Origin of the sequence: Pseudomonas rustica (assembly GCF_049959085.1) — a bacterium.
GTDB classification, from domain to species: Bacteria; Pseudomonadota; Gammaproteobacteria; order Pseudomonadales; family Pseudomonadaceae; genus Aquipseudomonas; species Aquipseudomonas rustica.
Map to the genome: position 1 here is coordinate 3,524,956 of NZ_CP188200.1, position 23,953 is coordinate 3,548,908.

At 59.0% G+C, this 23,953-nt stretch carries 24 protein-coding genes; 20 read left to right on the plus strand and 4 right to left on the minus strand.

The annotated features are described in order from the left end of the window. The first annotated feature begins 35 nt into the window (after positions 1 to 35). The 3 genes from inhA (at position 36) to ACP3TY_RS15945 (ending at position 3,382) form a co-directional block, all read left to right on the plus strand. A complete protein-coding gene (gene inhA / locus ACP3TY_RS15935; RefSeq protein ID WP_426617962.1) occupies positions 36 to 722 on the plus strand; it encodes an isonitrile hydratase in 687 nt (228 codons plus the stop codon). A gap of 200 nt (positions 723 to 922) precedes the next feature. Next, positions 923 to 1,714, plus strand: coding sequence for a CPBP family intramembrane glutamic endopeptidase (locus tag ACP3TY_RS15940; RefSeq protein ID WP_426617963.1), 792 nt, complete (start codon positions 923 to 925; stop codon positions 1,712 to 1,714). 102 nt (positions 1,715 to 1,816) lie between these two features. Continuing rightward, entirely contained in the window at positions 1,817 to 3,382 is a 1,566-nt protein-coding gene (locus ACP3TY_RS15945) for a methyl-accepting chemotaxis protein (RefSeq protein WP_159813758.1), read from the plus strand. Between the two features lie 264 nt (positions 3,383 to 3,646). Here the strand turns inward: ACP3TY_RS15945 and ACP3TY_RS15950 are convergent, their stop codons facing one another. The 3 genes from ACP3TY_RS15950 to ACP3TY_RS15960 all read right to left on the minus strand — a co-directional run bounded on the left by ACP3TY_RS15950 (position 3,647) and on the right by ACP3TY_RS15960 (position 6,375). Next, positions 3,647 to 4,003, minus strand: coding sequence for a DUF6124 family protein (locus ACP3TY_RS15950; RefSeq protein ID WP_426617964.1), 357 nt, complete (start codon positions 4,001 to 4,003; stop codon positions 3,647 to 3,649). A gap of 149 nt (positions 4,004 to 4,152) precedes the next feature. Further along, positions 4,153 to 4,518: a DUF6124 family protein gene (locus ACP3TY_RS15955; RefSeq protein ID WP_426617965.1), complete on the minus strand. Its 366-nt coding sequence runs from the start codon at positions 4,516 to 4,518 to the stop codon at positions 4,153 to 4,155. A 1,176-nt stretch (positions 4,519 to 5,694) separates the two neighbouring features. Next, positions 5,695 to 6,375, minus strand: coding sequence for an alpha/beta family hydrolase (locus ACP3TY_RS15960; RefSeq protein WP_426617966.1), 681 nt, complete (start codon positions 6,373 to 6,375; stop codon positions 5,695 to 5,697). A 95-nt stretch (positions 6,376 to 6,470) separates the two neighbouring features. On the opposite strand from ACP3TY_RS15960, the gene ccoN (ACP3TY_RS15965) reads away from it, so the two are divergent. The 8 genes from ccoN (ACP3TY_RS15965) to ccoP (ACP3TY_RS16000) all read left to right on the plus strand — a co-directional run bounded on the left by ccoN (ACP3TY_RS15965) (position 6,471) and on the right by ccoP (ACP3TY_RS16000) (position 13,409). Further along, positions 6,471 to 7,895, plus strand: coding sequence for a cytochrome-c oxidase, cbb3-type subunit I (gene ccoN, locus ACP3TY_RS15965; protein ID WP_426617967.1), 1,425 nt, complete (start codon positions 6,471 to 6,473; stop codon positions 7,893 to 7,895). A gap of 10 nt (positions 7,896 to 7,905) precedes the next feature. Continuing rightward, complete coding sequence (ccoO, locus tag ACP3TY_RS15970) at positions 7,906 to 8,514, plus strand: cytochrome-c oxidase, cbb3-type subunit II (protein ID WP_053118801.1); 609 nt, start codon at positions 7,906 to 7,908, stop codon at positions 8,512 to 8,514. A 5-nt stretch (positions 8,515 to 8,519) separates the two neighbouring features. Further along, on the plus strand, positions 8,520 to 8,735 hold the full coding sequence (locus tag ACP3TY_RS15975) for a cbb3-type cytochrome oxidase subunit 3 (RefSeq protein WP_426620491.1): 216 nt from the start codon (positions 8,520 to 8,522) through the stop codon (positions 8,733 to 8,735). Next, a complete protein-coding gene (gene ccoP / locus ACP3TY_RS15980; RefSeq protein ID WP_426617968.1) occupies positions 8,732 to 9,688 on the plus strand; it encodes a cytochrome-c oxidase, cbb3-type subunit III in 957 nt (318 codons plus the stop codon). The genes ACP3TY_RS15975 and ccoP (ACP3TY_RS15980) overlap by 4 nt, the downstream gene beginning before the upstream one ends. Positions 9,689 to 10,187: 499 nt before the next feature. Continuing rightward, positions 10,188 to 11,630 carry a cytochrome-c oxidase, cbb3-type subunit I gene (ccoN, locus tag ACP3TY_RS15985; protein WP_053118794.1) on the plus strand — a complete coding sequence of 481 codons (1,443 nt, stop codon included), beginning with the start codon at positions 10,188 to 10,190 and terminating at the stop codon, positions 11,628 to 11,630. Next, positions 11,630 to 12,238, plus strand: coding sequence for a cytochrome-c oxidase, cbb3-type subunit II (gene ccoO / locus ACP3TY_RS15990; RefSeq protein ID WP_053118792.1), 609 nt, complete (start codon positions 11,630 to 11,632; stop codon positions 12,236 to 12,238). The genes ccoN (ACP3TY_RS15985) and ccoO (ACP3TY_RS15990) overlap by 1 nt, the downstream gene beginning before the upstream one ends. A gap of 5 nt (positions 12,239 to 12,243) precedes the next feature. Next, positions 12,244 to 12,429 carry a CcoQ/FixQ family Cbb3-type cytochrome c oxidase assembly chaperone gene (locus ACP3TY_RS15995; protein ID WP_003175465.1) on the plus strand — a complete coding sequence of 62 codons (186 nt, stop codon included), beginning with the start codon at positions 12,244 to 12,246 and terminating at the stop codon, positions 12,427 to 12,429. Continuing rightward, on the plus strand, positions 12,426 to 13,409 hold the full coding sequence (gene ccoP, locus ACP3TY_RS16000) for a cytochrome-c oxidase, cbb3-type subunit III (RefSeq protein ID WP_053118790.1): 984 nt from the start codon (positions 12,426 to 12,428) through the stop codon (positions 13,407 to 13,409). The genes ACP3TY_RS15995 and ccoP (ACP3TY_RS16000) overlap by 4 nt, the downstream gene beginning before the upstream one ends. Before the next feature lie 71 nt (positions 13,410 to 13,480). Here ccoP (ACP3TY_RS16000) and ACP3TY_RS16005 read toward each other — a convergent pair whose 3' ends face one another. Beyond that, positions 13,481 to 14,500: a metallophosphoesterase family protein gene (locus ACP3TY_RS16005; RefSeq protein ID WP_426617969.1), complete on the minus strand. Its 1,020-nt coding sequence runs from the start codon at positions 14,498 to 14,500 to the stop codon at positions 13,481 to 13,483. A 406-nt stretch (positions 14,501 to 14,906) separates the two neighbouring features. Between ACP3TY_RS16005 and ACP3TY_RS16010 the strand changes: the two genes are divergently transcribed. From ACP3TY_RS16010 to ACP3TY_RS16050, 9 genes are all read left to right on the plus strand, one after another. Next, positions 14,907 to 15,086, plus strand: a complete 180-nt coding sequence (locus ACP3TY_RS16010; RefSeq protein ID WP_426617970.1) for a hypothetical protein — start codon at positions 14,907 to 14,909, stop codon at positions 15,084 to 15,086. A 262-nt stretch (positions 15,087 to 15,348) separates the two neighbouring features. Continuing rightward, positions 15,349 to 16,764 carry a cytochrome c oxidase accessory protein CcoG gene (gene ccoG, locus ACP3TY_RS16015; protein ID WP_426617971.1) on the plus strand — a complete coding sequence of 472 codons (1,416 nt, stop codon included), beginning with the start codon at positions 15,349 to 15,351 and terminating at the stop codon, positions 16,762 to 16,764. 11 nt (positions 16,765 to 16,775) lie between these two features. Continuing rightward, positions 16,776 to 17,315, plus strand: coding sequence for a FixH family protein (locus tag ACP3TY_RS16020; RefSeq protein ID WP_212544359.1), 540 nt, complete (start codon positions 16,776 to 16,778; stop codon positions 17,313 to 17,315). A 140-nt stretch (positions 17,316 to 17,455) separates the two neighbouring features. Next, positions 17,456 to 19,906: a heavy metal translocating P-type ATPase gene (locus ACP3TY_RS16025; RefSeq protein WP_426617972.1), complete on the plus strand. Its 2,451-nt coding sequence runs from the start codon at positions 17,456 to 17,458 to the stop codon at positions 19,904 to 19,906. A gap of 22 nt (positions 19,907 to 19,928) precedes the next feature. Further along, positions 19,929 to 20,141 (plus strand): cbb3-type cytochrome oxidase assembly protein CcoS, encoded by a 213-nt coding sequence (ccoS, locus tag ACP3TY_RS16030; RefSeq protein WP_053118779.1) that lies wholly within the window; start codon positions 19,929 to 19,931, stop codon positions 20,139 to 20,141. Beyond that, positions 20,134 to 20,817: a sulfite exporter TauE/SafE family protein gene (locus ACP3TY_RS16035; RefSeq protein ID WP_053118777.1), complete on the plus strand. Its 684-nt coding sequence runs from the start codon at positions 20,134 to 20,136 to the stop codon at positions 20,815 to 20,817. Before ccoS ends, ACP3TY_RS16035 begins: the two co-directional genes overlap by 8 nt. Before the next feature lie 171 nt (positions 20,818 to 20,988). Next, the gene (gene hemN, locus ACP3TY_RS16040; protein WP_400651649.1) at positions 20,989 to 22,371 is read left to right on the plus strand and encodes an oxygen-independent coproporphyrinogen III oxidase; all 1,383 of its coding nucleotides are present in this window, start codon (positions 20,989 to 20,991) and stop codon (positions 22,369 to 22,371) included. A 132-nt stretch (positions 22,372 to 22,503) separates the two neighbouring features. Next, the gene (fnr, locus tag ACP3TY_RS16045; RefSeq protein ID WP_053118774.1) at positions 22,504 to 23,238 is read left to right on the plus strand and encodes a fumarate/nitrate reduction transcriptional regulator Fnr; all 735 of its coding nucleotides are present in this window, start codon (positions 22,504 to 22,506) and stop codon (positions 23,236 to 23,238) included. A 78-nt stretch (positions 23,239 to 23,316) separates the two neighbouring features. Then, complete coding sequence (locus tag ACP3TY_RS16050; RefSeq protein ID WP_024012326.1) at positions 23,317 to 23,865, plus strand: adenine phosphoribosyltransferase; 549 nt, start codon at positions 23,317 to 23,319, stop codon at positions 23,863 to 23,865. The last annotated feature ends 88 nt before the right edge of the window (positions 23,866 to 23,953 follow it).

The window sequence follows — 23,953 nt, forward strand, 5'->3', positions numbered from 1 at the left end:
TGAAGCCGTCCACCCCTTTTCATGGAGCAAGAACGATGACGCTGCAGATCGGTTTTCTGTTGTTTCCGCAGGTTCAGCAACTCGACCTGACCGGGCCTTATGACGTGCTCGCCTCGCTGCCGGACGTGCAGGTGCATCTGATCTGGAAGGATCTGATGCCAGTCACCGCCAGCACCGGTTTGCTGCTGAAACCGACCATGACATTTGAAGATTGCCCGGATCTGGATGTGATTTGTGTGCCGGGGGGTGGCGGTGTCGGCGTGTTGATGGAGGATGAAGCGACGCTGGAGTTCATCAAGCGTCAGGCTGCTCGGGCGAAATACGTGACGTCGGTGTGCACCGGGTCGCTGGTGCTGGGGGCGGCGGGATTGTTGAAGGGTAAACGCGCGACCACGCACTGGGCGTATCACGATCTGCTGCCGACGCTGGGGGCGATTGCGGTGAAGGATCGCGTGGTGCGTGACGGCAACCTGTTTACCGGTGGCGGGATTACGGCGGGGATTGATTTTGCCTTGGTGTTGGCGGCCGAGTTGGTGGGTGCGGATACCGCGCAACTGGTGCAGTTGCAGCTGGAATATGCGCCGGCGCCGCCGTTTGACTCGGGCAGCCCGGAGACGGCGCCGAGCGCTGTTGTCGATGAGGCCCGCCTGCGCGCTGCGCCTTCGTTGAAGTTACGCACGGAAATTACCGAGCGTGCGGCGGCGAAACTCAACCTGCGCTGATCCCTAGCCCTACACAAATCCCTGTAGGAGCTGCCGAAGGCTGCGATCTTTTGATCTTGATCTTGAAAAGCCAAAATCAAAAGATCGCAGCCTTCGGCAGCTCCTACAGGTTGTGTGTCCGGTTTGCCGCCACACTTCACTTGTCCCCACGCCCTCGCCCGTGTAGAAAGCCCTTCCACAAATGTGCACAGGGACTTTCGATGAAGGCTTTGCCATGGCTCTATCTGGCCCTTCTCAGCCTCGGCTACGGTTTGGCGTTGAGCCACGGCCAACTCGGCTGGCTGGCGTTGATCTCGCTTGGGCTGCTGTTGTTCGCGGGCTTTGCCGTGCGCCAGCAACAGGTGCCGGTCGGGCGGTTTCTCGGTCACGGTCTGTTCATCGTGCTGGCGTTAGCGTTGGCGCTGCACTGGTTGCCGGGCTTCTCCAGCGCGCGGGTTATCGATGCGCAACGCTTCACCGATGACGCCGTGCCATTCGCGATGTACCTCAATCTCGACAAACCGTTGATTGGCTTCTGGCTGTTGCTGGTCTGCCCGTGGATTGTCGCGCGACGTTCGTTGCGACTGACGGTCTACGCCACCGTCGTCGCCCTGACCTTGAGCGTGATCCTCGCCCTCGGCGGCGCGGTATTGCTCGGCGTGATCGCGTGGGCACCGAAGTGGCCCGATCAGGCCTGGTTATGGGTGCTGAACAATCTGCTGCTGGTGACGCTGGTCGAGGAAGCGCTGTTTCGCGGCTATATACAGGGCGGTCTCAGCCGTCGTTTGAAAAACCTGCCTTACGGCGAAAACCTCGCCCTACTGCTCGCCTCACTGATTTTCGGCCTGGTGCATCTGGGTGCCGGTTGGCAGTGGGTGTTGCTCGCGAGTCTGGCCGGTGTCGGTTATGGCCTGGCCTACCGTTTCGGCGGACTGGGCGCGGCGATCGCCACGCATTTCGGCCTGAATCTGCTGCACTTTGCGTTGTTCACTTATCCGATGCTTGCCGGTTGAAGCAATGGCCGTTTTGCGACGCCATTCTTGAATCTGAAAAATAATTTCAATAAAACGCCGCGACCGCCGACAACCTTTCAAAGCCTTGCGGATTGAAAAGCCATGCGTAATAACCAGCCCATCACACAACGCGAACGGACGTTCCCGGCTCAGCAGCGGTTGATTTCCACAACCGACGCCAAGGGCGTGATCACTTACTGCAACGACGCTTTCGTTGAAATCAGCGGGTTTTCGCGTGAAGAACTGATCCGTGCGCCGCACAACCTGGTTCGTCACCCCGACGTCCCGGCGGCGGTGTTTTCGCACATGTGGGGCACATTGAAACAAGGCTTGCCATGGATGGGCATTGTCAAGAATCGCTGCAAGACCGGTGACCATTACTGGGTTAACGCCTACGTAACACCGGTGTTCGACGGCAATCAGGTGGTCGGTTACGAGTCGGTGCGGATCAAACCCACCGCCGAACAGATCCGCCGCGCCGAAGCACTCTATCAACGCATCAACCAGGGCAAGTCGGCGATTCCTTCCAGCGATAAATGGCTACCGGTGCTGCAAGACTGGTTGCCGTTCATTCTGGTCAGCCAACTGAGCTTCGTGATCGGCGCGACCCTCAACTCGCACTGGGGCTTCGCCCTCGCCGCCGGTTTGTCGGTGCCGCTGGGCCTGATGGGTCTGCAATGGCAGCAGCGTGGGCTCAAGCGCCTGCTGCGTCTGGCCGAGCAGACCACGTCCGACCCGCTGATCGCACAAATGTACACCGACAGCCGTGGCGCGCAGGCGCGTCTGGAAATGTCGATCCTCAGCCAGGAAGCACGTCTGAAAACCTGCCTGACCCGCTTGCAGGACACCGCCGAACACCTGACCGATCAGGCCAGGCAATCCGACGTCCTCGCGCACAACAGCTCCAGCGGTCTGGAACGTCAACGCGTGGAAACCGAACAGGTCGCCACCGCCGTCAACCAGATGGCCGCGACCACGCAAGAAGTCGCGAGCCACGTGCAGCGCACGGCTGACGCGACGCAGGAAGCCAATCGCCTGACCGGTCGCGGTCGTGACATCGCTGGCGAAACCCGCGAAGCCATTCAGCGCTTGTCCGTCGTCGTCGGCGAGACCGGCCTGACCGTCACTCAACTGGCCAAGGACAGCGACGAAATCGGCGGCGTGGTTGATGTGATCAAAGGCATCGCCGATCAGACCAACCTGCTGGCGCTCAACGCCGCGATTGAAGCCGCACGTGCCGGCGAGATGGGCCGTGGTTTTGCCGTGGTGGCTGACGAAGTTCGCCAGTTGGCGCAACGCACCAGCGAATCGACCGGGCAGATTCACGCCTTGATCGCCAAGTTGCAGCAGACCGCGTCCAGCGCCGTGCAAACCATGGAAGCCGGGCATCGTCAGGCCGAAGAAGGTGTGGCGCGGGTATTGGAAGCGGATCAGGCATTGGTCGGGATCAGTGAAGCGGTGGCCAACATCACCGACATGACCACGCAGATTGCAGCGGCGACGGAAGAGCAAAGTGCGGTGGCGGAAGAGATCAGCCGCAACATCAGCAACATTTCGGAACTGGCGGATCAGACGTCGGAACAGGCGCACAACTCGGCATTGTTGAGTGAAGAGCTGACGAAGACGGCGAATACGCAGTACTCGTTGGTGGAGCGGTTTAACCGCTAAAAGCAAAAGATCGCAGCCTTCGGCAGCTCCTACATCGATCCCTGTAGGAGTTGCCGCAGGCTGCGATCTTTAGATCTTCAAAGCCCGGACAAGCGAAAGCTTTCCGGGCTTTTAATTGCCTAAGTGAAATCAATGAAACTGGCAGACCTGATCGCGAGCAGGCTCACTCCTACATTGAAGCTGCGGTGATCACAGCTTTTGCGCCCGATTACGCCCCCGCTGTAGGAGTGAGCCTGCTCGCGATCAGGCCTGAACTGTTGGTGCCTATCCCTTGGGCACCACGTTATCCAGTGCCTGATTGACCGCCAACTCCCCCAGCATCACAACCTGCGCAATGCCCAACAGCGTATTGCGGCTGGGGCCTTCCAACATCCCGGCGAAGTCACCGAGCATGACCGTGGCCGAGGCCAATGACTCACAGGCATTCGCCAATAAGGATTCAGTGTCGGTTTGCGGATTGACCATGAACATACTGCTGGGACTATAAGGCGTGGCCATGATCTGCGCGGGTGCGAGGTAATGGTCGAGGGCGCGTTCGGCGGCGGCGTGGAGCTTCTTTGAAGCGAATGATTCGTACGGTGAAGCCGGATCTGTGACCAGCGGTTTTGTGGTTTCGGACATAAGCTGAAACTCCTCGAAGCACTGCGAAAAAATGGCACCGTGTAGGCGCTGCCGCAGGCCGCGATCTTGTGATCGGCTTTTGATTGTTAAAAAGCAGATCAAAAGATCGCAGCCTGCGGCGGCAGCTCCAAGGGATCGTGGCGGGATCGCTAGTGCGGCAAGCGGCGACCATCCAGGACTCGATTGACCATGAGCTCACTGAGCATGATCACCTGATGCAGCATCAACAGGGCTCGGCGTTGTGTGTTGTCGACGACATCGCCGATTTCACGCGCCATGTCACTGGCGGCTGCTAGCGATTCGCAGGCTTCGACGAGTAATGTTTCTTCGTCCACGGCGGGGGCGATGAGGAAGATCTTGCTGGTCTTGCGGGAAGGGACTGAGAGTTTCAAAGAACCGGGGTTGAGATAGAAGTTGATGGCGCGGTCGGTTGCTTCTTTTATCTTTTGTGGTTCGAGGGTTGGGTCGTACGGGATTGCTTCGACGTCCGGGGGGTTTGGCGTGGCTTTGAACATAGATGAAACTCCAATTCGAAAAATGAGAGCCATCACCCTCGCTACCAAACGGCGGGTGGCGGCCATGCGCGGGTTGGTAGACCGGTCGAATTGGGAAACCCGGCGCTCACGAATGAGCCCCACGCATGCCCACCATACAAAGCGACGCTCAAAAAAGAGACCGCATTGGAGGTGTCGCAATATCCACAACTCAAAACGGGCTACCAAACCCGATCACTGTTTTTCAGTGACAGGGAAACGATATAACCCGGCCTATAGTCGTGTATGCCGGCGGATTCTGGCGTACGCGTAGGTAACGGCGCAAGGCGTTGTAGGGCTTGTGGCGTAACGGTTTGTGTAATGTAAACGCACTCACAGGATTACGTTTAAAGACAGAAAGAGACGGAGATTGCTCTAGTAGTTTGATGTGGTTTGTCCGAACACTTTCGCGAGCAAGCCCGCTCCCACAGTGGGATTTGTTACACCGGTTAGGGATGGGTTGGCTGGTAGGTCGCTATCGCTGGCAAGCCTGCTCCCACACGGATTGAGTACATCTGATAGAGATTCGGCGGGTCGCCATCGCCAGCAGGCTGGCTCCTACAGTGGGATCCGGTGCGTTCAGCAAGAGACAGGTCGGCTATCAGGCCGCCTTCGCGAGCAAGCTCAGCTCCTACAAAATCAAGATCAAAAGATCGCAGCCTTCGGCAGCTCCTACATGGAATTCGCGGCGCAGCCGCCCCACTCAACAGGATGAGCGTTAGCTCGGCTGCTGCTGTTGATTTTGATTTTGATTTGGATCTTGATCCACAAGCGACATCGGAAGGCTGAGTGGAGGGATTCATCCGGGGGTGGGAGCGCAGCGACCGTTTGGCGCAGCCAAACACATCGAGAGGAGGTGCAGCGCAGCAAACCGGAGGCGATGCGCCCGGATGGATCCCGGAGCGAAGGAACCCCGAGCCCCAGCGAGCGGGCCGAACGTAGGAGCAAGCGTTTTTTGCTTACTTTTTTAGGCGCTTGTAAAAAAGTGAGTCGCCGTAAGGGCGAAACCGTAAGTGGCCGTTACCGCAGCAATGGATATGTACTCAAAAAATATGTCGCAGCTGATATCCATCCCCCTCACCCCAGCCCTCTCCCCCAAGGGGGCGAGGGGGAAAGGGAGCAGATCTTCATGCAGTTCAAAATCTCAGCCCGGCTCGGTCACTTGCTGAGAAACTCGGATACTTTCTGCGCAGCACTGGCCAAATGCTGTTCATGGGTAAAACCTGAAGCCTTGAGCGGTTTCAAATCATGATCCCCGGCCACCAGCCAAAACACCTTGATACTCGGCGATAACGCATACGCCTCCACGGCTTCACGATTGCCAAGCGCATCCCGCTCCCCCTGCACAATCAACGTCCGCGTCTGCAAAGAAGCCAAATGCTCAACCCGAGGCTTCTCCGGCTTCCCCACCGCATAAAACGGATACCCCAGACACACCAACGCATCCACGCCCAATTCGTCAGCCAAAAGACTCGCCATCCGCCCCCCCATCGACTTCCCGCCAATCGCCAAAACCCCAGTGACATGACGTCGCACTACAGCAAACGCCTCACGCCAGCACTCCAACAGCTTCGGCGCCGGATTGGGCGGACGTTTACCACCGTCAACGCGCCGCTGCGCCATATACGGAAACTCAAACCGCAACACGTTAATCCCAAGAGCAGCAAGGCGCCCAGCCATGTCGTTCATCCAGTCGCTGTCCATCGGCGCACCAGCACCGTGAGCCAGGATCAACGTCGCCGCAGCTTCCCCATGAGCAGCATCCCAAAGCCACCCATGATCACGCACGCACTGCGCCCATTGATCCCCGTCAATACTGGCCTTGTGCTGTTTGTCCATGCTTGCCTCGCTTTTAGTCTGCCTATAACTCCAGACGAAGGATTCGCCGCGTCTTTTGCGCGGGCTCACTTCGGCTGAACCGTGGATGGGGAACCATGAACACTTCTATCAGTACCGCCTACAACTACAAGGTGGTCCGCCAATTCGCCATTATGACGGTGGTGTGGGGCATCGTCGGCATGGGGCTCGGGGTTTTTCTCGCGGCCCAATTGGTCTGGCCCGAACTCAACTTCAATTTGCCTTGGACCAGTTTTGGCCGCCTGCGCCCGCTGCACACGAACGCGGTGATCTTCGCGTTCGGCGGCTGCGCGCTGTTCGCCAGTTCGTTTTACTCGGTGCAACGCACCTGCCAGACCCAATTGTTCGCGCCAAAAATCGCCGCGTTCTGCTTCTGGGGCTGGCAACTGGTGATCCTGTTGGCGGCGATCAGCCTGCCACTGGGTTATACCAGCTCCAAGGAATACGCCGAGCTGGAATGGCCGATTGACATTCTGATCACCATTGTCTGGGTCGCCTACGCCATCGTGTTCTTCGGCACGATCATGCAGCGCAAAACCAGACACATCTACGTGGGCAACTGGTTTTTCGGCGCGTTCATCATCACCGTGGCGATTCTGCACATCGTCAACAACCTTGAGTTGCCGGTGAGTTTCACCAAGTCCTACTCGGTGTACGCCGGTGCAACCGACGCGATGGTGCAATGGTGGTACGGCCATAACGCCGTAGGCTTTTTCCTCACCGCCGGTTTCCTCGGGATGATGTATTACTTCGTGCCGAAACAGGCCGAGCGTCCGGTGTACTCGTATCGTCTGTCGATCGTGCACTTCTGGGCACTGATCACCCTGTACATCTGGGCCGGCCCGCACCACTTGCACTACACCGCGCTGCCGGACTGGGCACAGTCGCTGGGCATGGTGATGTCGCTGATTCTGCTGGCACCGAGCTGGGGCGGCATGATCAACGGCATGATGACCCTCTCGGGCGCCTGGCATAAGTTGCGCAGCGATCCGATCCTGCGCTTCCTCGTGGTCTCGCTGGCGTTCTACGGCATGTCGACCTTCGAAGGTCCGATGATGGCCATCAAAACGGTCAACGCCCTCTCCCACTACACCGACTGGACCATCGGCCACGTACACGCTGGCGCCCTCGGTTGGGTGGCGATGATTTCCATCGGCGCGCTGTACCACATGATCCCGAAAATCTTCGGCAAAGCGCAGATGCACAGCATCGGCCTGATCAACGCGCACTTCTGGCTCGCGACCATCGGCACCGTGCTGTACATCGCCTCGATGTGGGTCAACGGCATCGCGCAAGGCCTGATGTGGCGCGCCATCAACGAGGACGGCACGCTGACCTATTCCTTCGTCGAAACCCTGGTGGCCAGCCACCCTGGCTTCATCGTGCGGCTAATTGGCGGGGCGATCTTCCTCAGCGGCATGTTCCTGATGGCTTACAACACCTGGCGCACCGTGCGGGCCTCGCAGCCTGCTGACGTCGTCGCTGCCGCTCAGATGGCCTGAGGAGTCCGCCATGAAACACGAAACGATTGAAAAGAACGTCGGCCTGCTGATGTTGCTCATGGTGCTTGCCGTGAGCATCGGCGGCCTGACCCAGATCGTCCCGCTGTTCTTCCAGGACGTCACCAACAAACCGGTCGAAGGCATGAAGCCTTACACCGCGCTGCAACTGGAAGGCCGCGACATCTATATCCGTGAAGGTTGCGTCGGCTGCCACTCGCAGATGATCCGCCCGTTCCGCGCCGAAACCGAACGTTACGGACATTACTCGGTGGCCGGTGAAAGCGTCTGGGATCACCCGTTCCTGTGGGGCTCGAAACGTACCGGGCCGGATCTGGCCCGGGTCGGCGCGCGCTACTCGGATGACTGGCACCGTGCGCACTTGTACAACCCGCGCAACGTCGTACCGGAATCGAAAATGCCGGCCTACCCATGGCTGGTCACGCAAGCGGTCGACAGCAGCCACACCGAAACCAAGATCAAAGTCATGCGCACCCTCGGCGTGCCGTACACCGACGATGACATCGCCGGCGCGGTGGCCAGCCTCAAGGGCAAGACCGAAATGGACGCGCTCGTCGCCTACCTGCAAGTGCTTGGCACTGCGATCAAGAGCAAGAGGTGAGCACGATGGTCTTTGAAATGAGCGCAGGGCTGATCCGTGGTTTAGGCACTGTTGTCGTGTTTGTAGCGTTCGTCGGTTTGACCTTGTGGGTGTTCAACCGCAAGCGCACCCCGGAGTTCGCCGAAGCACGTCTGCTGCCGTTCGCCGACGAGCCACAGCCCGAAACTACCCCGGCATTTGCAACAACCCAAGCACCTGAACCAAGGAGTACCCGGCCATGACCACCTTCTGGAGTACGTGGATCTGCGTACTGACCATCGGCAGCCTGATCGGCCTGACGTGGTTGCTGATCGGCACCCGCCGGGGCGAGACCAAAGGCAGCGTCGACCAGACCATGGGCCACAGCTTCGACGGCATCGAGGAGTACGACAACCCGCTGCCGCAGTGGTGGTTCATGCTCTTCGCCGGCACGCTGGTATTTGCCGTGGGCTATTTGATTCTGTATCCGGGTCTGGGCAACTGGAAAGGCATCCTCCCGGGTTACGAGGACGGCTGGACCGGCGTTCACGAGTGGGAAAAGGAAATGAGCAAGGCTGACGCCAAGTTCGGGCCGATCTTCGCCAGGTTCGCTGCCATGCCGGTGGAAGAAGTGGCGAAGGATCCGCAGGCGCTGAAAATGGGTGGCCGCCTCTTCGCTTCCAACTGCTCGGTGTGCCACGGCTCCGACGCCAAGGGCGCATTCGGTTTCCCTAACCTCGCCGACAGCGACTGGCGTTGGGGCGGCGACGCCGAGACCATCAAGACCACCATCATGGGTGGCCGGGTCGCGGCGATGCCGGCGTGGGGCGAGGTGTTGGGCGAGGCCGGGGTGAAGAACGTGGCCGCGTATGTGCGTCATGATCTGGCCAAATTGCCGTTGCCCGCCGACAGCAAGGCTGACCTGCAAGCGGGCCAGCAGGCGTTCAGCACCACCTGCGTAGCCTGTCATGGGGCAACCGGCCAAGGCACCGAAGCCATGGGCGCGCCGAATCTGACGCACCCGGCCGGATTTATCTATGGCACCAGCCTGACCCAACTCGAGCAGACCATTCGCCATGGTCGTCAGGGTCACATGCCGGCGCAAAACGAGCTGCTGGGCAACGATAAAGTGCAATTGCTCGCTGCTTATGTATACAACCTATCAAAAGATCGCGATCAATTGAGCGAAAAGATTCAAGCTGAAAGCTCCAAGTAAAATCAACATCACTGTATACAATCCTGCGAGCGACTTGAACTATCTTGTCGCTTGCAGCTTTCTGATTGCAGCTGCTTCTTTTTGTCGCACCCCTTAACAGCCTCGCCTTTCGGTTCCCCGAATTCGGGTCTAAGCTTGCTCGATGCGGACTGGCTCATGCCGGTTGCAGGTCGATCCTGAGCGTTGTGTTCGATGAATTGGCTGACAGATTCGCCGCAAAGGCCAGTAGATACCGGCTGTCGCGCCGATTGCCATTCGTCACCCAAACCGGTCGTTTGAACACACCTCGTTACAAGCGACCTGAACCCCTCGCTTTTTTCATCCGCAGCGACTTTTTTTTCGAGGGCATTTTTGTCCTTACGCGGCGCATGGAAAGGCCGCAGAATCAGCGTTGGAAAGCATTGACCCAGGTCATGGCGCGTTGCAATGACCCCCTGCTCTCTGCATACTTGCGGCCGATTTTAATCCTAATAAAACACCCAAACCGTGGAACCTTAGAATGAGCACAGCAATCAGTCCGACTGCTTATAACTATAAGGTAGTCCGCCAGTTCGCCATCATGACGGTGGTCTGGGGGATCCTTGGCATGGGGCTCGGTGTCTTCATCGCCTCGCAACTGGTTTGGCCGGAGTTGAACTTCGGTCTGCCGTGGACGAGCTTTGGACGCCTGCGCCCGTTGCACACAAACCTGGTGATTTTCGCCTTCGGTGGTTGTGCACTGTTTGCCACTTCCTACTATGTCGTGCAGCGAACCTGCCAGACGCGACTGATTTCCGACAGCCTCGCGGCCTTCACCTTCTGGGGCTGGCAAGCGGTCATTGTCGGCGCGATCATTACCTTGCCGCTGGGTTACACCACCACCAAGGAATACGCGGAACTGGAATGGCCGATCGCCATTTTGCTGGCCATTGTCTGGGTCACCTACGGTCTGGTGTTCTTCGGCACCATCACCAAGCGCAAAACCAAGCACATCTATGTGGGTAACTGGTTTTACGGCGCGTTCATCGTCGTCACGGCGATGCTGCACATCGTCAACCACGCGTCGCTGCCGGTGAACCTGTTCAAGTCCTACTCCGCCTACTCCGGCGCGACCGATGCGATGATCCAGTGGTGGTACGGCCACAACGCCGTAGGTTTCTTCCTGACCACCGGTTTCCTCGGGATGATGTACTACTTCGTGCCGAAACAGGCCGAACGTCCGATCTACTCGTATCGTCTGTCGATCGTGCACTTCTGGGCACTGATCACCCTGTACATCTGGGCCGGCCCGCATCACTTGCACTACACCGCACTGCCGGACTGGGCACAATCGCTGGGCATGGCGATGTCGATCATCCTGCTGGCACCAAGCTGGGGCGGCATGATCAACGGCATGATGACCCTGTCGGGCGCCTGGCATAAGCTGCGCACCGACCCGATCCTGCGCTTCCTCGTGGTCTCGCTGGCGTTCTACGGCATGTCGACCTTTGAAGGTCCGATGATGGCGATCAAGACCGTCAACTCGCTCTCGCACTACACCGACTGGACCATCGGCCACGTACACGCCGGCGCGTTGGGCTGGGTGGCGATGATCTCGATCGGCGCGATCTACCACATGATCCCGAAACTGTTCGGTCGTGCGCAGATGCACAGTGTCGGCCTGATCAACGCGCACTTCTGGCTCGCGACCATCGGCACCGTGCTGTACATCGCTTCGATGTGGGTCAACGGCATCACTCAGGGCCTGATGTGGCGTGCAATCAACGATGACGGCACCCTCACCTACTCGTTCGTTGAAGCGCTGCAAGCCAGCCACCCGGGTTACATCGTGCGTGCCTTGGGCGGTGCTTTCTTCGCCAGCGGCATGTTCCTGATGGCTTACAACGTATGGCGCACCGTGCGTGCCTCGAACGCTGTTGAAGCTGAAGCCGCCGCCCAGATCGCTGTCGTTGGAGCTCACTGATGAAGCATGAAGCTGTCGAGAAGAATATTGGCCTACTGGCCTTCTTCATGGTCATCGCCGTCAGCATCGGTGGCCTGACTCAAATCGTTCCGCTGTTTTTCCAGGACGTCACCAACAAGCCGGTCGAAGGCATGAAGCCACGCCCCGCCCTTGAACTGGAAGGCCGCGACGTCTACATCGCCAACGGCTGTGTCGGCTGCCACTCGCAGATGATCCGTCCGTTCCGCGCTGAAACCGAACGCTATGGCCACTACTCGGTTGCCGGTGAAAGCGTCTGGGATCACCCGTTCCTGTGGGGTTCCAAACGTACCGGCCCGGATCTGGCCCGTGTCGGCGCGCGTTACTCCGATGACTGGCACCGCGCGCACTTGTACAACCCGCGCAACGTGGTGCCTGAGTCGAAAATGCCGGCGTACCCGTTCCTCGTGGAAAACAAGCTCGACGGCAAGGAGACGGCCAAAAAAATGGAAGTCTTGCGCACGCTCGGCGTTCCTTACACCGACGAAGACATCGCCGGTGCTCAGGATGCCGTGAAGGGCAAAACCGAAATGGACGCGCTGGTGGCCTATCTGCAAGGCCTGGGCACCATCATCAAAAGCAAACGGTGATTTAGATGGATATCGGGATGATTCGTGGCCTGGGCACCGTTGTTGTGATGGTGGCCTTCATCGGTCTGGCGCTGTGGGTGTTCAGCCCCAAGCGCAAGTCGGAGTTTGAAGACGCGACCTTGCTGCCTTTCGCGGATGATCCCGAAGCCATCAAGCACGTCGAGCAAGCTTCTAGGAGTAACAAAGAATGACTACATTCTGGAGTCTGTACGTCACAGTCCTCAGTCTCGGTACGATCTTTTCCCTGACCTGGCTGCTGCTGTCGACCCGCAAGGGCCAGCGCAGCGAGCAGACGGAAGAGACGGTCGGGCACTCCTTCGACGGGATCGAGGAGTACGACAACCCGCTGCCAAAATGGTGGTTCATGCTGTTCGTCGGCACCATCATTTTTGCCTTGGGTTACCTGGTGCTGTACCCGGGTCTGGGCAACTGGAAAGGCCTGCTGCCGGGGTACAACTACCTCGATAACGACAAGCAGACCGCGTTCGCCAACGGCCAGACCGGCTGGACCGGCGTGCACGAATGGGAAAAGGAAATGGCCCGTTCGGACGCCAAGTTCGGTCCGATCTTCGCCAAGTTCGCCGCCATGCCGATCGAAGAAGTCGCCAAGGATCCGCAAGCACTGAAAATGGGGGGCCGTTTATTCGCCTCCAACTGCTCGGTGTGCCACGGTTCCGACGCCAAGGGCGCTTACGGTTTCCCGAACCTGACCGACGCCGACTGGCGCTGGGGCGGCGAGCCGGAAACCATCAAGACCACCATCATGGGTGGTCGCCACGCGGTGATGCCGGCCTGGGCTGAAGTGATCGGCGAGCAAGGCGTTGCTGACGTTGCCGCGTTCGTGGTGAGCAACCTCGATGGTCGCAAGCTGCCGGAAGGCACCAAAGCGGATGTCGCCAACGGCCAGAAACTGTTCGCCGGCAACTGCGTGGCGTGCCACGGCCCGGAAGGCAAAGGTACGCCAGCGATGGGCGCACCTAACCTGACTCACCCGGCCGCGTTCATCTACGGTTCGAGCTTCGCGCAACTGCAGCAGACCATCCGTTACGGCCGTCAGGGCCAGATGCCTGCGCAGGAACAGCTGCAAGGGAACGACAAGGTTCACTTGCTGGCCGCTTACGTTTACAGCTTGTCCCACGGTGAAAAAGCCCCGGAAGCGAACGCCGAGTAAGGCTTACGCTTGAAACAAAAAACGGCCCCGCCAATGTGAATTGGCGGGGCCTTTTTGTTGCCGGCCTCGCTTTACTTTAAGACCTCGATGGTATCGATCAGCTCACGCCGCGGCCAATTGTTACCGTTGACCTGAAACACGTTCAGCTTCTTGCGATCATCGGCAAACTCGGCGATCAGGTAAGTCCAATTTGATGCACCGCCACTGAGGTAGACCGGCACATCGCCGAAGTTTTGATGGCTGTAGTAGAAGTAATAACCCGGTCGAGTGTGCAAGTGCCCGGCAAACACGGCAGTTACCGCATATTTAGCAATCATCGCTTTGAACCGATCGACCTGCTCGCTGCTACCCGCCCATCCACTGGGCTTGTGCAGATTTAAAAGAATGATCTTGTCTTGCGCACGAGCAGCTTTCAAATCCCGCTCAAGCCAATCGAGCGCACTCGTTATATCATAATCAACTTTAAACAGAGGAAAACCGGAAGAGAACGACACCGTATAGGTCGGCTCATTATTCAACTGCACCAGGTGCACGTCACCATAGTTTTTTGAGTAAGCGAGACTGCCATAGAATGTCTTCCTGCCTTTAATAACTCGCGCTGCAAGATCAAACGTATCGACCTTCCCCCAATACTTATCCTTCATATCCGAAATGCTGCCGGCAGCACAGTTATTCTCCGGAACACTGCAATCATTGATATTGTTTTCATAATCATGATTACCAAGACCGTAATCGTAATCACCCCCCAGGTGCTTCTCCAGAATCTCCTTGGTAGTGGAGCGTTGCCCGCTGTGGCCGAACGCCGTCAAGTCACCATTGATCATGACCGGAATCGGCCGCAACTCCCGGTTGAAAAACTTTCGGTAACTGGCAACATCCGAGTATTGGGTTTCTATCAGCCAGCGAGAGCGCTTGTCACGATCCGACGCCGACTCTTCCCCACCATTATCGGAACTTTCAGTCCATGGAAATTGCGGATCAGATGTAAAAATCAGTCGATTGGGGGAACGCTCATCAGCTTGAGCCCCAATCGTTACTGCCATCAGAAAAAACGTTAAAACACTGCACCGCCACAACTTGACTTGTTGCATGAGAGATCCTTCTCGTATGAGCTTATTAAATTAAAAGCCTGACTGGCCACTTCAATAAAACTACTGCAAGCACACGACAGTGAAAACCTTAAGTACGAATAACATTAATAACTTTTATGTCTGTCACCCCCTGAAACAACAAAAAGCAGACTTACGCTTTTAGTTCTTCTTGATGCACCCAACAACGCAAGTCTTGAATGTGCGGATCCTGCCGGTCAATGCCACCATCACCCTGCGCTCGCAGCAACAACGTCGGTGCACGGCTTTACCGTGATGGCGAGTCGCCCGCTCATATTTGGCAATTGAAATTCGATAGGCACGTTGCCCGACACGCGATAACGTCTGAGCTCTTCAGAAGTACCGCCATGCAATACACCCTCAATTAATCAGACAAGGATGCTGAGTAATGACCGAACCAGACAAAACCCTGAATTCCGAACTTCCGACCGTGGACAGCGCACTCGCGCCACTGACTGGCTCCGAAGACCTGAACAGAAAAAAACGCTCGATTGACGACGAAAACGAGATTGATAAAAAACGTGGCAGTGGCGGCCTCGACAGCCTCGGCGGTGGCCGACTGCCTTGATCGGTGAGTGAAAACGGGGCAGTGCCTGCACTGCCCTCCTCAGCTGTCACGATACCGGCAACAGCCATCGTCTATAGTCAATTGACCTGCATCATGCTTTGCTGCAATCGCTACACCATTCACGCTCTTCCCCCAACGCGACCAAAGGTCGCACCCTTGAGCTAGAGCGACAGGCGTATCATTGCGCCACTGCAATACCCCCTTTTGACCGCGGTTGGCACGTATCGACCGAGGCATTTTTCCACTGCCGTGGGATGCAATGATGAGCAACCAGATTCCGGTACACGACGTCACACCACCGAGCAAAAACGCGAACAACAGCGTTGACCTTTACGCCTCACGAGAAAAAATCTACACCCGCGCTTTCACCGGCCTGTTCCGCAACCTGCGGATGATAGGCGGCGCCGCGCTGTTTCTGCTGTATTTCGGTACGGTCTGGCTGAATTGGGGCGGCCATCAGGCGGTGTGGTGGAACTTGCCCGAGCGCAAATTCTTCATCTTCGGCGCTACCTTCTGGCCGCAGGATTTCATTCTGCTGTCCGGCCTGTTGATCATTGCCGCGTTCGGCCTGTTCTTTATAACCGTGTACGCCGGTCGCGTCTGGTGCGGTTATACCTGTCCGCAAAGTGTGTGGACGTGGATTTTCATGTGGTGCGAGAAGGTCACCGAAGGCGACCGCAACCAGCGCATCAAACTCGACAAGGCGCCGATGAGCGCCAACAAACTGCTGCGCAAAGCCGCGAAACACGCGATGTGGCTGCTGATTGGTTTTGTCACTGGCATGACCTTTGTCGGTTACTTCTCGCCAATCCGCGAACTGGTTTTTGAATTCTTCACCGGCCAGGCCGATGGCTGGTCGTACTTCTGGGTCGGTTTCTTCACCCTCGCCACCTACGGCAACGCCGGTTGGTTGCGCGAGCAAGTGTGCATCTACATGTGTCCGTATGCGCGCTTCCAGAGCGTGATGTTCGATAAAGACACGCTGATTGTTTCCTACGATCCGCGCCGTGGCGAAAGCCGTGGCCCGCGCAAGAAAGGCATCGACTACAAGGCGCAGGGCCTCGGTGATTGCATCGACTGCACCATGTGCGTTCAGGTCTGCCCGACCGGCATCGACATTCGCGACGGTCTGCAGATCGAGTGCATCGGTTGCGCCGCGTGCATCGACGCCTGCGACAGCATCATGGACAAGATGAATTATCCGCGCGGCCTCATCAGTTACACCACCGAGCACAACCTGTCCGGGCAGAAAACCCATAAACTGCGACCGCGCCTGATCGGCTATGCCGTGGTGTTGCTGGCGATGATCAGCCTGTTGGTGACCGCGTTCTTTATGCGCTCGCTGGTTGGTTTCGACGTCAGCAAGGATCGCGTGCTGTACCGCGAGAATGCTGAAGGCCGGATCGAAAACGTCTACAGCCTGAAGATCATGAACAAGGATCAGCGCGACCACACCTATGTGCTGGAAGCCAGCGGTCTGCCGGATCTGCGCCTGCAAGGCAAACGCGAGATCAAGGTGCCGGCCGGGGAGATTTTCAGCATGCCGGTCGAGCTGTCGAGCGCCCCCGAACAACTGCCATCGAGCACCAACGAGGTGAAATTCATCCTCAAGGATGCCGATGACAACAGCGTACACGTTGAAGCCAAGAGCCGATTCATCGGCCCACAAATCCGTTGAGAGAACTGAACATGCCCGCAGCAAACGCCGCAAGCCCTTGGTACAAGCACCTCTGGCCATGGATCATCATCGGGATTCTGGCCTGCTCGGTGACCCTGACCTTGTCCATGGTGACCATCGCGGTAAACAACCCGGACAATCTGGTGAACGACAACTACTACGAGGCCGGCAAAGGCATCAACCGTTCGCTGGATCGTGAGTTGCTCGCGCAGAACCTGAAGATGCGCGCCAACGTGCATCTGGATGGCGTCACGGGTGAAGTTGATCTGCGTTTGAGCGGTGACAGTCAGCCGAAAACCCTGGAGCTGAACCTGATCTCGCCGACCCAGCCGGAGAAGGATCGCAAGATCGTCCTGACTCGCAGCGAATCTGAAACCGGCCGTTACCTCGGGCAACTGAACGACAAGGTTGAAGGGCGTCGTTTTGTTGAGTTGCTCGGCAGTCAGGATGACCACGTGTGGCGCATGTTCGAAGAAGAACTGGTCAGCCACGACAAGGATCTGCTGCTGGGTGATGAACCCCTCCAGGGCGCCGAAGACCTGAAAAAATAAACAACTCCTGTGCCTGATCGTTCCCACGCTCTGCGTGGGAACGCAGCCAAGGACGCTCCGCGTCCCAGCCGAAGCGGACGCGGAGCGTCCGGGGAGGTATTCCCACGCGGAGCGTGGGAACGATCATCGGAACAAGTGCCATGACCAGCCCACTCCCCTGCTACCACTGCGCCCTGCCCGTTCCGTCGGGCAGCCGCTTCACCGCTGTCGTACTCGGGGAATCCCGCGAATTCTGCTGCCCGGGCTGCCAGGCCGTGGCCGAAGCCATCGTTGCCGGCGGCCTCGACAGTTATTACCAGCATCGCAGCGAAGCCTCGGCCAACCCCGAAGCGCTGCCGGTGCAACTGACCGACGAACTGGCGCTGTACGACCGCGCCGACGTGCAACAACCGTTCGTGCGCCATGCAGGCGATCTGGCCGAAACCACGTTATTGATGGAAGGCATCAGTTGCGCCGCGTGCGGCTGGCTGATCGAGAAACATCTGCGCACGCTGCCCGCTGTGGCCGAAGCACGACTGAACCTGTCCAACCATCGCCTGCACGTGAGCTGGGCCGACGCGCAATTGCCGCTGAGCCAGATCCTCGCCGAACTGCGCCACATCGGTTACGCCGCCCACCCGTATCAGGCCGACCGCGCCAGCGAACAACTGGCCAGCGAAAACCGTCTCGCCCTGCGCCAGCTCGGCGTCGCTGGATTGCTGTGGTTTCAGGCAATGATGGCGACCATGGCCACCTGGCCGGAATTCAATATCGACCTCAGCCCCGAACTGCACACGATCCTGCGCTGGGTCGCGCTGTTCCTCACCACGCCGATCGTCTTCTACAGCTGCGCGCCGTTCTTCAAAGGCGCAATGCGCGATTTGCGCACCCGCCACCTGACCATGGACGTCTCGGTGTCGCTGGCCATCGGCAGCGCCTACATCGCCGGGATCTGGACGGCGATCACCGGCGTCGGCGAGTTGTACTTCGATGCGGTCGGTATGTTTGCGTTGTTCCTGCTCGCCGGGCGTTATCTGGAACGCCGCGCCCGCGAACGCACTGCGGCCGCCACCGCCCAGTTGGTGAATCTGTTGCCCGCGTCGTGCCTGCGCCTGGACTGTAGCGGCCAGAGCGAGCGCATTTTGCTCAGCGAACTGCGCACGGGCGACAAGATTCTGGTGCAAGCCGGGTCGATCCTCCCAGCCGACGGCAAGATCATTGATGGCCAATCAAGCATCGACGAATCGCTGCTCACCGGCGAATACCTGCCGCAACCGCGCACGCTGGGCGATGCGGTCACCGCCGGCACCCTTAACGTCGAAGGGGCGCTGACGGTTGAAGTGCAGGCGCTGGGGCAAGACACGCGCCTGTCCGCCATCGTCCGCCTGCTTGATCGCGCTCAGGCAGAAAAACCGCGACTGGCAGAAATCGCCGACCGCGCCGCGCAATGGTTTCTGTTGCTATCGCTGATCGCCGCTGCCGTCATCGGCCTGCTCTGGTGGGAGCTGGATTCCTCGCGCGCGTTCTGGATCGTCCTCGCCATGCTCGTCGCGACCTGCCCGTGCGCGCTGTCGCTGGCGACGCCGACCGCCCTCACCGCCGCCACCGGCACCCTGCACAAACTCGGTTTGCTGTTGACGCGCGGCCATGTGCTGGAAGGCCTGAATCAGATCGACACAGTGATTTTCGATAAGACCGGCACCCTCACCGAGGGCCGCTTGGTATTGCGTTCGATCCGCCCGCTCGGCGCACTGGACAGCGAGCAATGCCTGAGCCTCGCCGCCGCGCTGGAAAACCGTTCAGAACACCCGATTGCCCGGGCTTTCGGTCGCGCACCGCTGGCGGCAGAGGAAGTTCACAGCACACCGGGGCTCGGTCTCGAAGGCTTGGTCGGCGAGCAGCGTTTGCGCATCGGTCAGGCGCAATTTGTCTGCGCCCTCAGCGGCGCGGCAGTCCCGACGATGCCGGACGAAGCAGGCCAATGGCTGCTGCTGGGCGACGCTCAGGGACCGTTGGCGTGGTTCGTCCTTGATGACCGCTTGCGCGATGACGCCCCCGCCCTGCTCGCGGCGTGCAAGGCGCGCGGCTGGCGCACATTATTGCTATCGGGCGACAGCTCGCCGATGGTCGCCAGCGTAGTCGCTGAATTGGGCATCGACGAGGCCCGTGGTGGTTTGCGCCCTGACGACAAACTGCAAGTCTTGCAACGGTTGCACAAGGAAGGTCGCAAGGTGCTGATGCTTGGCGACGGCGTCAACGATGTGCCGGTACTGGCGGCGGCCGACATCAGCGTGGCCATGGGTTCGGCCACCGATCTGGCGAAAACCAGCGCCGATGCGGTGCTGCTGTCCAACCGCCTCGACGCGCTGGTTCAGGCCTTCACATTGGCGCGGCGCACGCGCCGGGTAATCATCGAGAACCTGCTGTGGGCGGCGCTGTACAATGGCCTAATGTTGCCGTTCGCCGCCCTCGGCTGGATCACGCCGGTGTGGGCCGCGGTCGGCATGTCGATCAGTTCGTTGACCGTGGTGCTCAACGCTTTGCGCCTGACTCGCCTGCCGGGTTCGCCGCACGCCAGCACTCGTTCGGAAACCCGCCCGCTGCCGGCCTGAGCCGCGCGGGCATGGAGTACAGATGCCAGCTCTCTACGTGATGATCCCCGCCGCACTGCTGATCGTGGCCATCGCCGTTTACATTTTCTTCTGGGCGGTGGACAGCGGTCAGTACGACGACCTCGACGGCCCGGCCCACAGCATCCTGTTCGACGATCAGGATCCGCAACACACCGCCGCCGTCGACGAAGTCAACGCGACCAAACCGGACGACAAGGCCCCACCCCATGCTTGAACTGGCGCCACTGCTGGTCTCGGCGCTGATCCTCGGCTTGCTCGGTGGCGGCCATTGCCTGGGCATGTGCGGCGGCTTGATGGGCGCGCTGACCCTGGCGATTCCCAAGGAGCAACGCAGTCGGCGTTTTCGTCTGCTGCTGGCGTATAACCTCGGACGGATTCTCAGTTATGCCACGGCGGGATTGCTGATCGGTCTGGCGGGCTGGGCGGTTGCCAACAGTCCTGCGGCGATGTTCATGCGCGTACTGGCCGGTTTGTTGTTGATCGCCATGGGTTTGTACCTGGCCGGTTGGTGGAGCGGGCTGACGCGGATCGAAAGCCTCGGACGCGGGTTGTGGCGGCACATTCAGCCAGTGGCTAACCGTTTGTTGCCCGTGTCGAGTGTGCCGCGTGCGTTGTTGCTCGGCGCGTTGTGGGGCTGGCTGCCGTGTGGGCTGGTTTACAGCACGTTGCTGTGGTCGGCGAGTCAGGGCAATGCGCTGGACAGTGCGTTGTTGATGCTCGCGTTTGGGCTGGGGACGTGGCCGGTCTTGCTCGCCACGGGCCTAGCGGCAGAGCGCGTCACTGCGCTGTTGCGCAAGCGCAGCGTGCGCATGACGGGTGGGCTGCTGGTCATCCTTTTCGGCGTCTGGACCCTGCCCGGCCCGCATCAACATTGGCTCATGGGGCATTAAGATCAAAAGATCGCAGCCTTCGGCAGCTCCTACAGAGTTACACATTCCAAAGTAGGAGCTGCCGAAGGCTGCGATCTTTTGATCTCCTGCGGTTGATGCAAATCAAGTGCCTCATCGCCGCACCCCGATAGACTCCCCCCACACTGCCAGCCTATTCGGGGGAATGCCCGCATGCTCGACGCCATTCGTTGGGACTCTGATCTGATTCGCCGTTACGATCTCGCGGGACCGCGCTACACCTCGTATCCGACGGCCGTGCAATTTCACAGTCAGGTCGGCTCGTTCGATCTGTTTCACGCTCTGCGCGACAGCCGCAAGGCCCTGCGCCCGTTGTCGCTGTATGTGCATGTGCCGTTCTGCGCGAACATTTGCTACTACTGCGCCTGCAACAAGGTCATCACCAAGGATCGCGGCCGCGCCCTGCCGTACCTGCAACGTCTGGAGCAGGAAATCCAGTTGATCGCCTGCCACCTCGACCCCGCACAAAAAGTCGAGCAACTGCACTTCGGCGGCGGCACCCCGACCTTTCTCAGCCACGATGAACTGCGTCAGTTGATGGCGCACCTGCGCAAGCATTTCAATCTGCTGGATGACGATTCCGGCGATTACGGCATCGAAATCGACCCGCGCGAAGCCGACTGGTCGACCATGGGCCTGCTGCGTGAACTCGGTTTCAATCGCGTCAGCATCGGCCTGCAAGACCTCGATCCGGCCGTACAACGCGCAGTCAATCGCCTGCAAAGTCTGGAAGAAACCCGCGCCGTGATCGATGCGGCGCGCACCCTGCAATTTCGCTCGATCAACATCGACCTGATTTACGGCCTGCCCAAACAGACCCCGGACAACTTCGCCCGTACCGTCGAGGAAGTCATCAGCCTGCAACCGGATCGGCTCTCGGTGTTCAACTACGCGCACCTGCCGGAACGCTTTATGCCGCAGCGGCGGATCAACACCAGCGAACTGCCGAGCCCGGCGCAGAAACTGGAGATGTTTCAGCGCACCACCGAACAATTGATCGCCGCCGGTTACCGCTACATCGGCATGGATCACTTCGCCCTGCCCGATGACGAACTGGCGATTGCTCAGGAAGAGGAAACCCTGCAACGCAACTTCCAGGGCTACACCACCCACGGCCATTGCGATTTGATTGGTCTGGGGGTTTCGGCGATCAGCCAGATTGGCGACCTGTACTGCCAGAACAGCAGCGATCTGAACGAATACCAGAACAGCCTCGCCGCCGCGCAACTGGCAACCAGCCGTGGCTTGGTGTGCAACGCCGATGATCGGCTACGACGTGCGGTGATTCAGCAACTCATCTGCAACTTCAGTCTGGATTTCGCCGAGATCGAGCAGCAGTTCAACATCGATTTTCAGGGTTACTTCGGCGCGCTATGGCCACAACTGCAAGGCATGGCCAACGATGGCTTGATCACTCTGGATCGTGACCGCATCGAGATTCTGCCGGCGGGACGCTTGCTGGTGCGTTCGGTGTGCATGGTGTTTGACGCTTACCTGGAGCAGCAAAACCGCCAGCGTTTTTCCCGGGTGATCTGAGCGCCCAGCAAAATGAACCAGTCCGGACAGCGACACTTTGCCGGCAGGACAGACGCGCCACGCACTGGCCTGAACGTCCTCTTGTGGGTTACCCTTACGTCTTATGTGTGTTTTCCCACAAGGATTAAAGAAATGTCCGAGCCAGTTAAACTGCGCGCTCATAACCAGGCTCATTGCAAGGATTGCAGCCTGGCCCCTCTCTGCCTGCCACTTTCTCTGAATCTGGAAGACATGGATGCGCTGGACGAGATCGTTAAACGTGGCCGCCCGTTGAAAAAGGGTGAGTTCCTGTTCCGCCAGGGCGACACGTTCGATTCCGTTTTTGCAGTACGTTCCGGCGCCCTGAAGACTTTCAGCCTGAGCGATTCCGGCGAAGAACAACTGACCGGCTTCCACTTGCCAAGCGAACTGGTCGGCCTGTCCGGCATGGACACCGAGAAACACCCGGTGTCCGCTCAGGCGCTGGAAACCACCTCGGTCTGCGAAATTCCCTTTGAACGCCTCGACGAACTGGCCCTGCAATTGCCGCAGTTGCGCCGTCAGTTGATGCGCGTGATGAGCCGCGAAATTCGCGATGACCAGCAAATGATGTTGCTGCTGTCGAAGAAAACCGCCGACGAGCGCATCGCCACCTTCCTGGTCAACCTGTCCGCACGCTTCCGCGCTCGCGGCTTTTCGGCCAATCAATTCCGCCTTGCAATGTCGCGTAACGAAATCGGTAACTACTTGGGTCTGGCGGTGGAAACCGTGTCCCGCGTGTTCACCCGCTTCCAGCAAAACCAGCTGATCGCCGCCGAGGGCAAGGAGATTCACATCCTCGACCCGATCCAGCTCTGCGCGCTGGCCGGTGGTTCGTTAGAAGGCTGATCTCGATCCGCGGTTGAGCGAAGCGTTTCAGCCGCGGGTATACTGCGCCGTTTGCAGCCCTGCCAGGACACCTCGACGATGGTCTTCGACTCCTTCGACATCAAATCCCTGATCCGCCCCGTGATCGACTTCCCGAAACCGGGCGTGATCTTTCGCGACATCACCCCGCTGTTCCAATCGCCCACGGCCCTGCGCCTGGTGATGGACAGCTTCGCCCACCGCTACGTGGAGGCTGATTTCACCCACATCGGCGCGATGGATGCGCGCGGTTTTCTGATCGGTTCGGTACTGGCCTATCAGTTGAACAAGCCACTGGTGCTGTTCCGCAAGCAAGGCAAACTGCCGGCGGACGTGCTCGCTGAAGGTTACGCGACCGAATACGGCGAAGCGTTTCTGGAAGTGCACGCGGATAGCCTGTGCGAAGGCGATTCGGTGGTGATGTTTGATGATTTGATCGCCACCGGCGGCACCCTGATTGCGGCGGCCAACCTGATTCGTCGCATGGGCGCGCGGGTGCATGAGGCGGCGGCGATTATTGACCTGCCGGAGCTGCAAGGTTCGCAGCGTCTGCAGGACATGGGCATCCCTACCTTCTGCCTGACGCAGTTTGCGTTGACCGATAAGTAATCAAGAGCAAAAGATCGCAGCCTTCGGCAGCTCCTACATTGGGATGTGCGTTTCCCTGTAGGAGCTGCCGAAGGCTGCGATCTTTTGA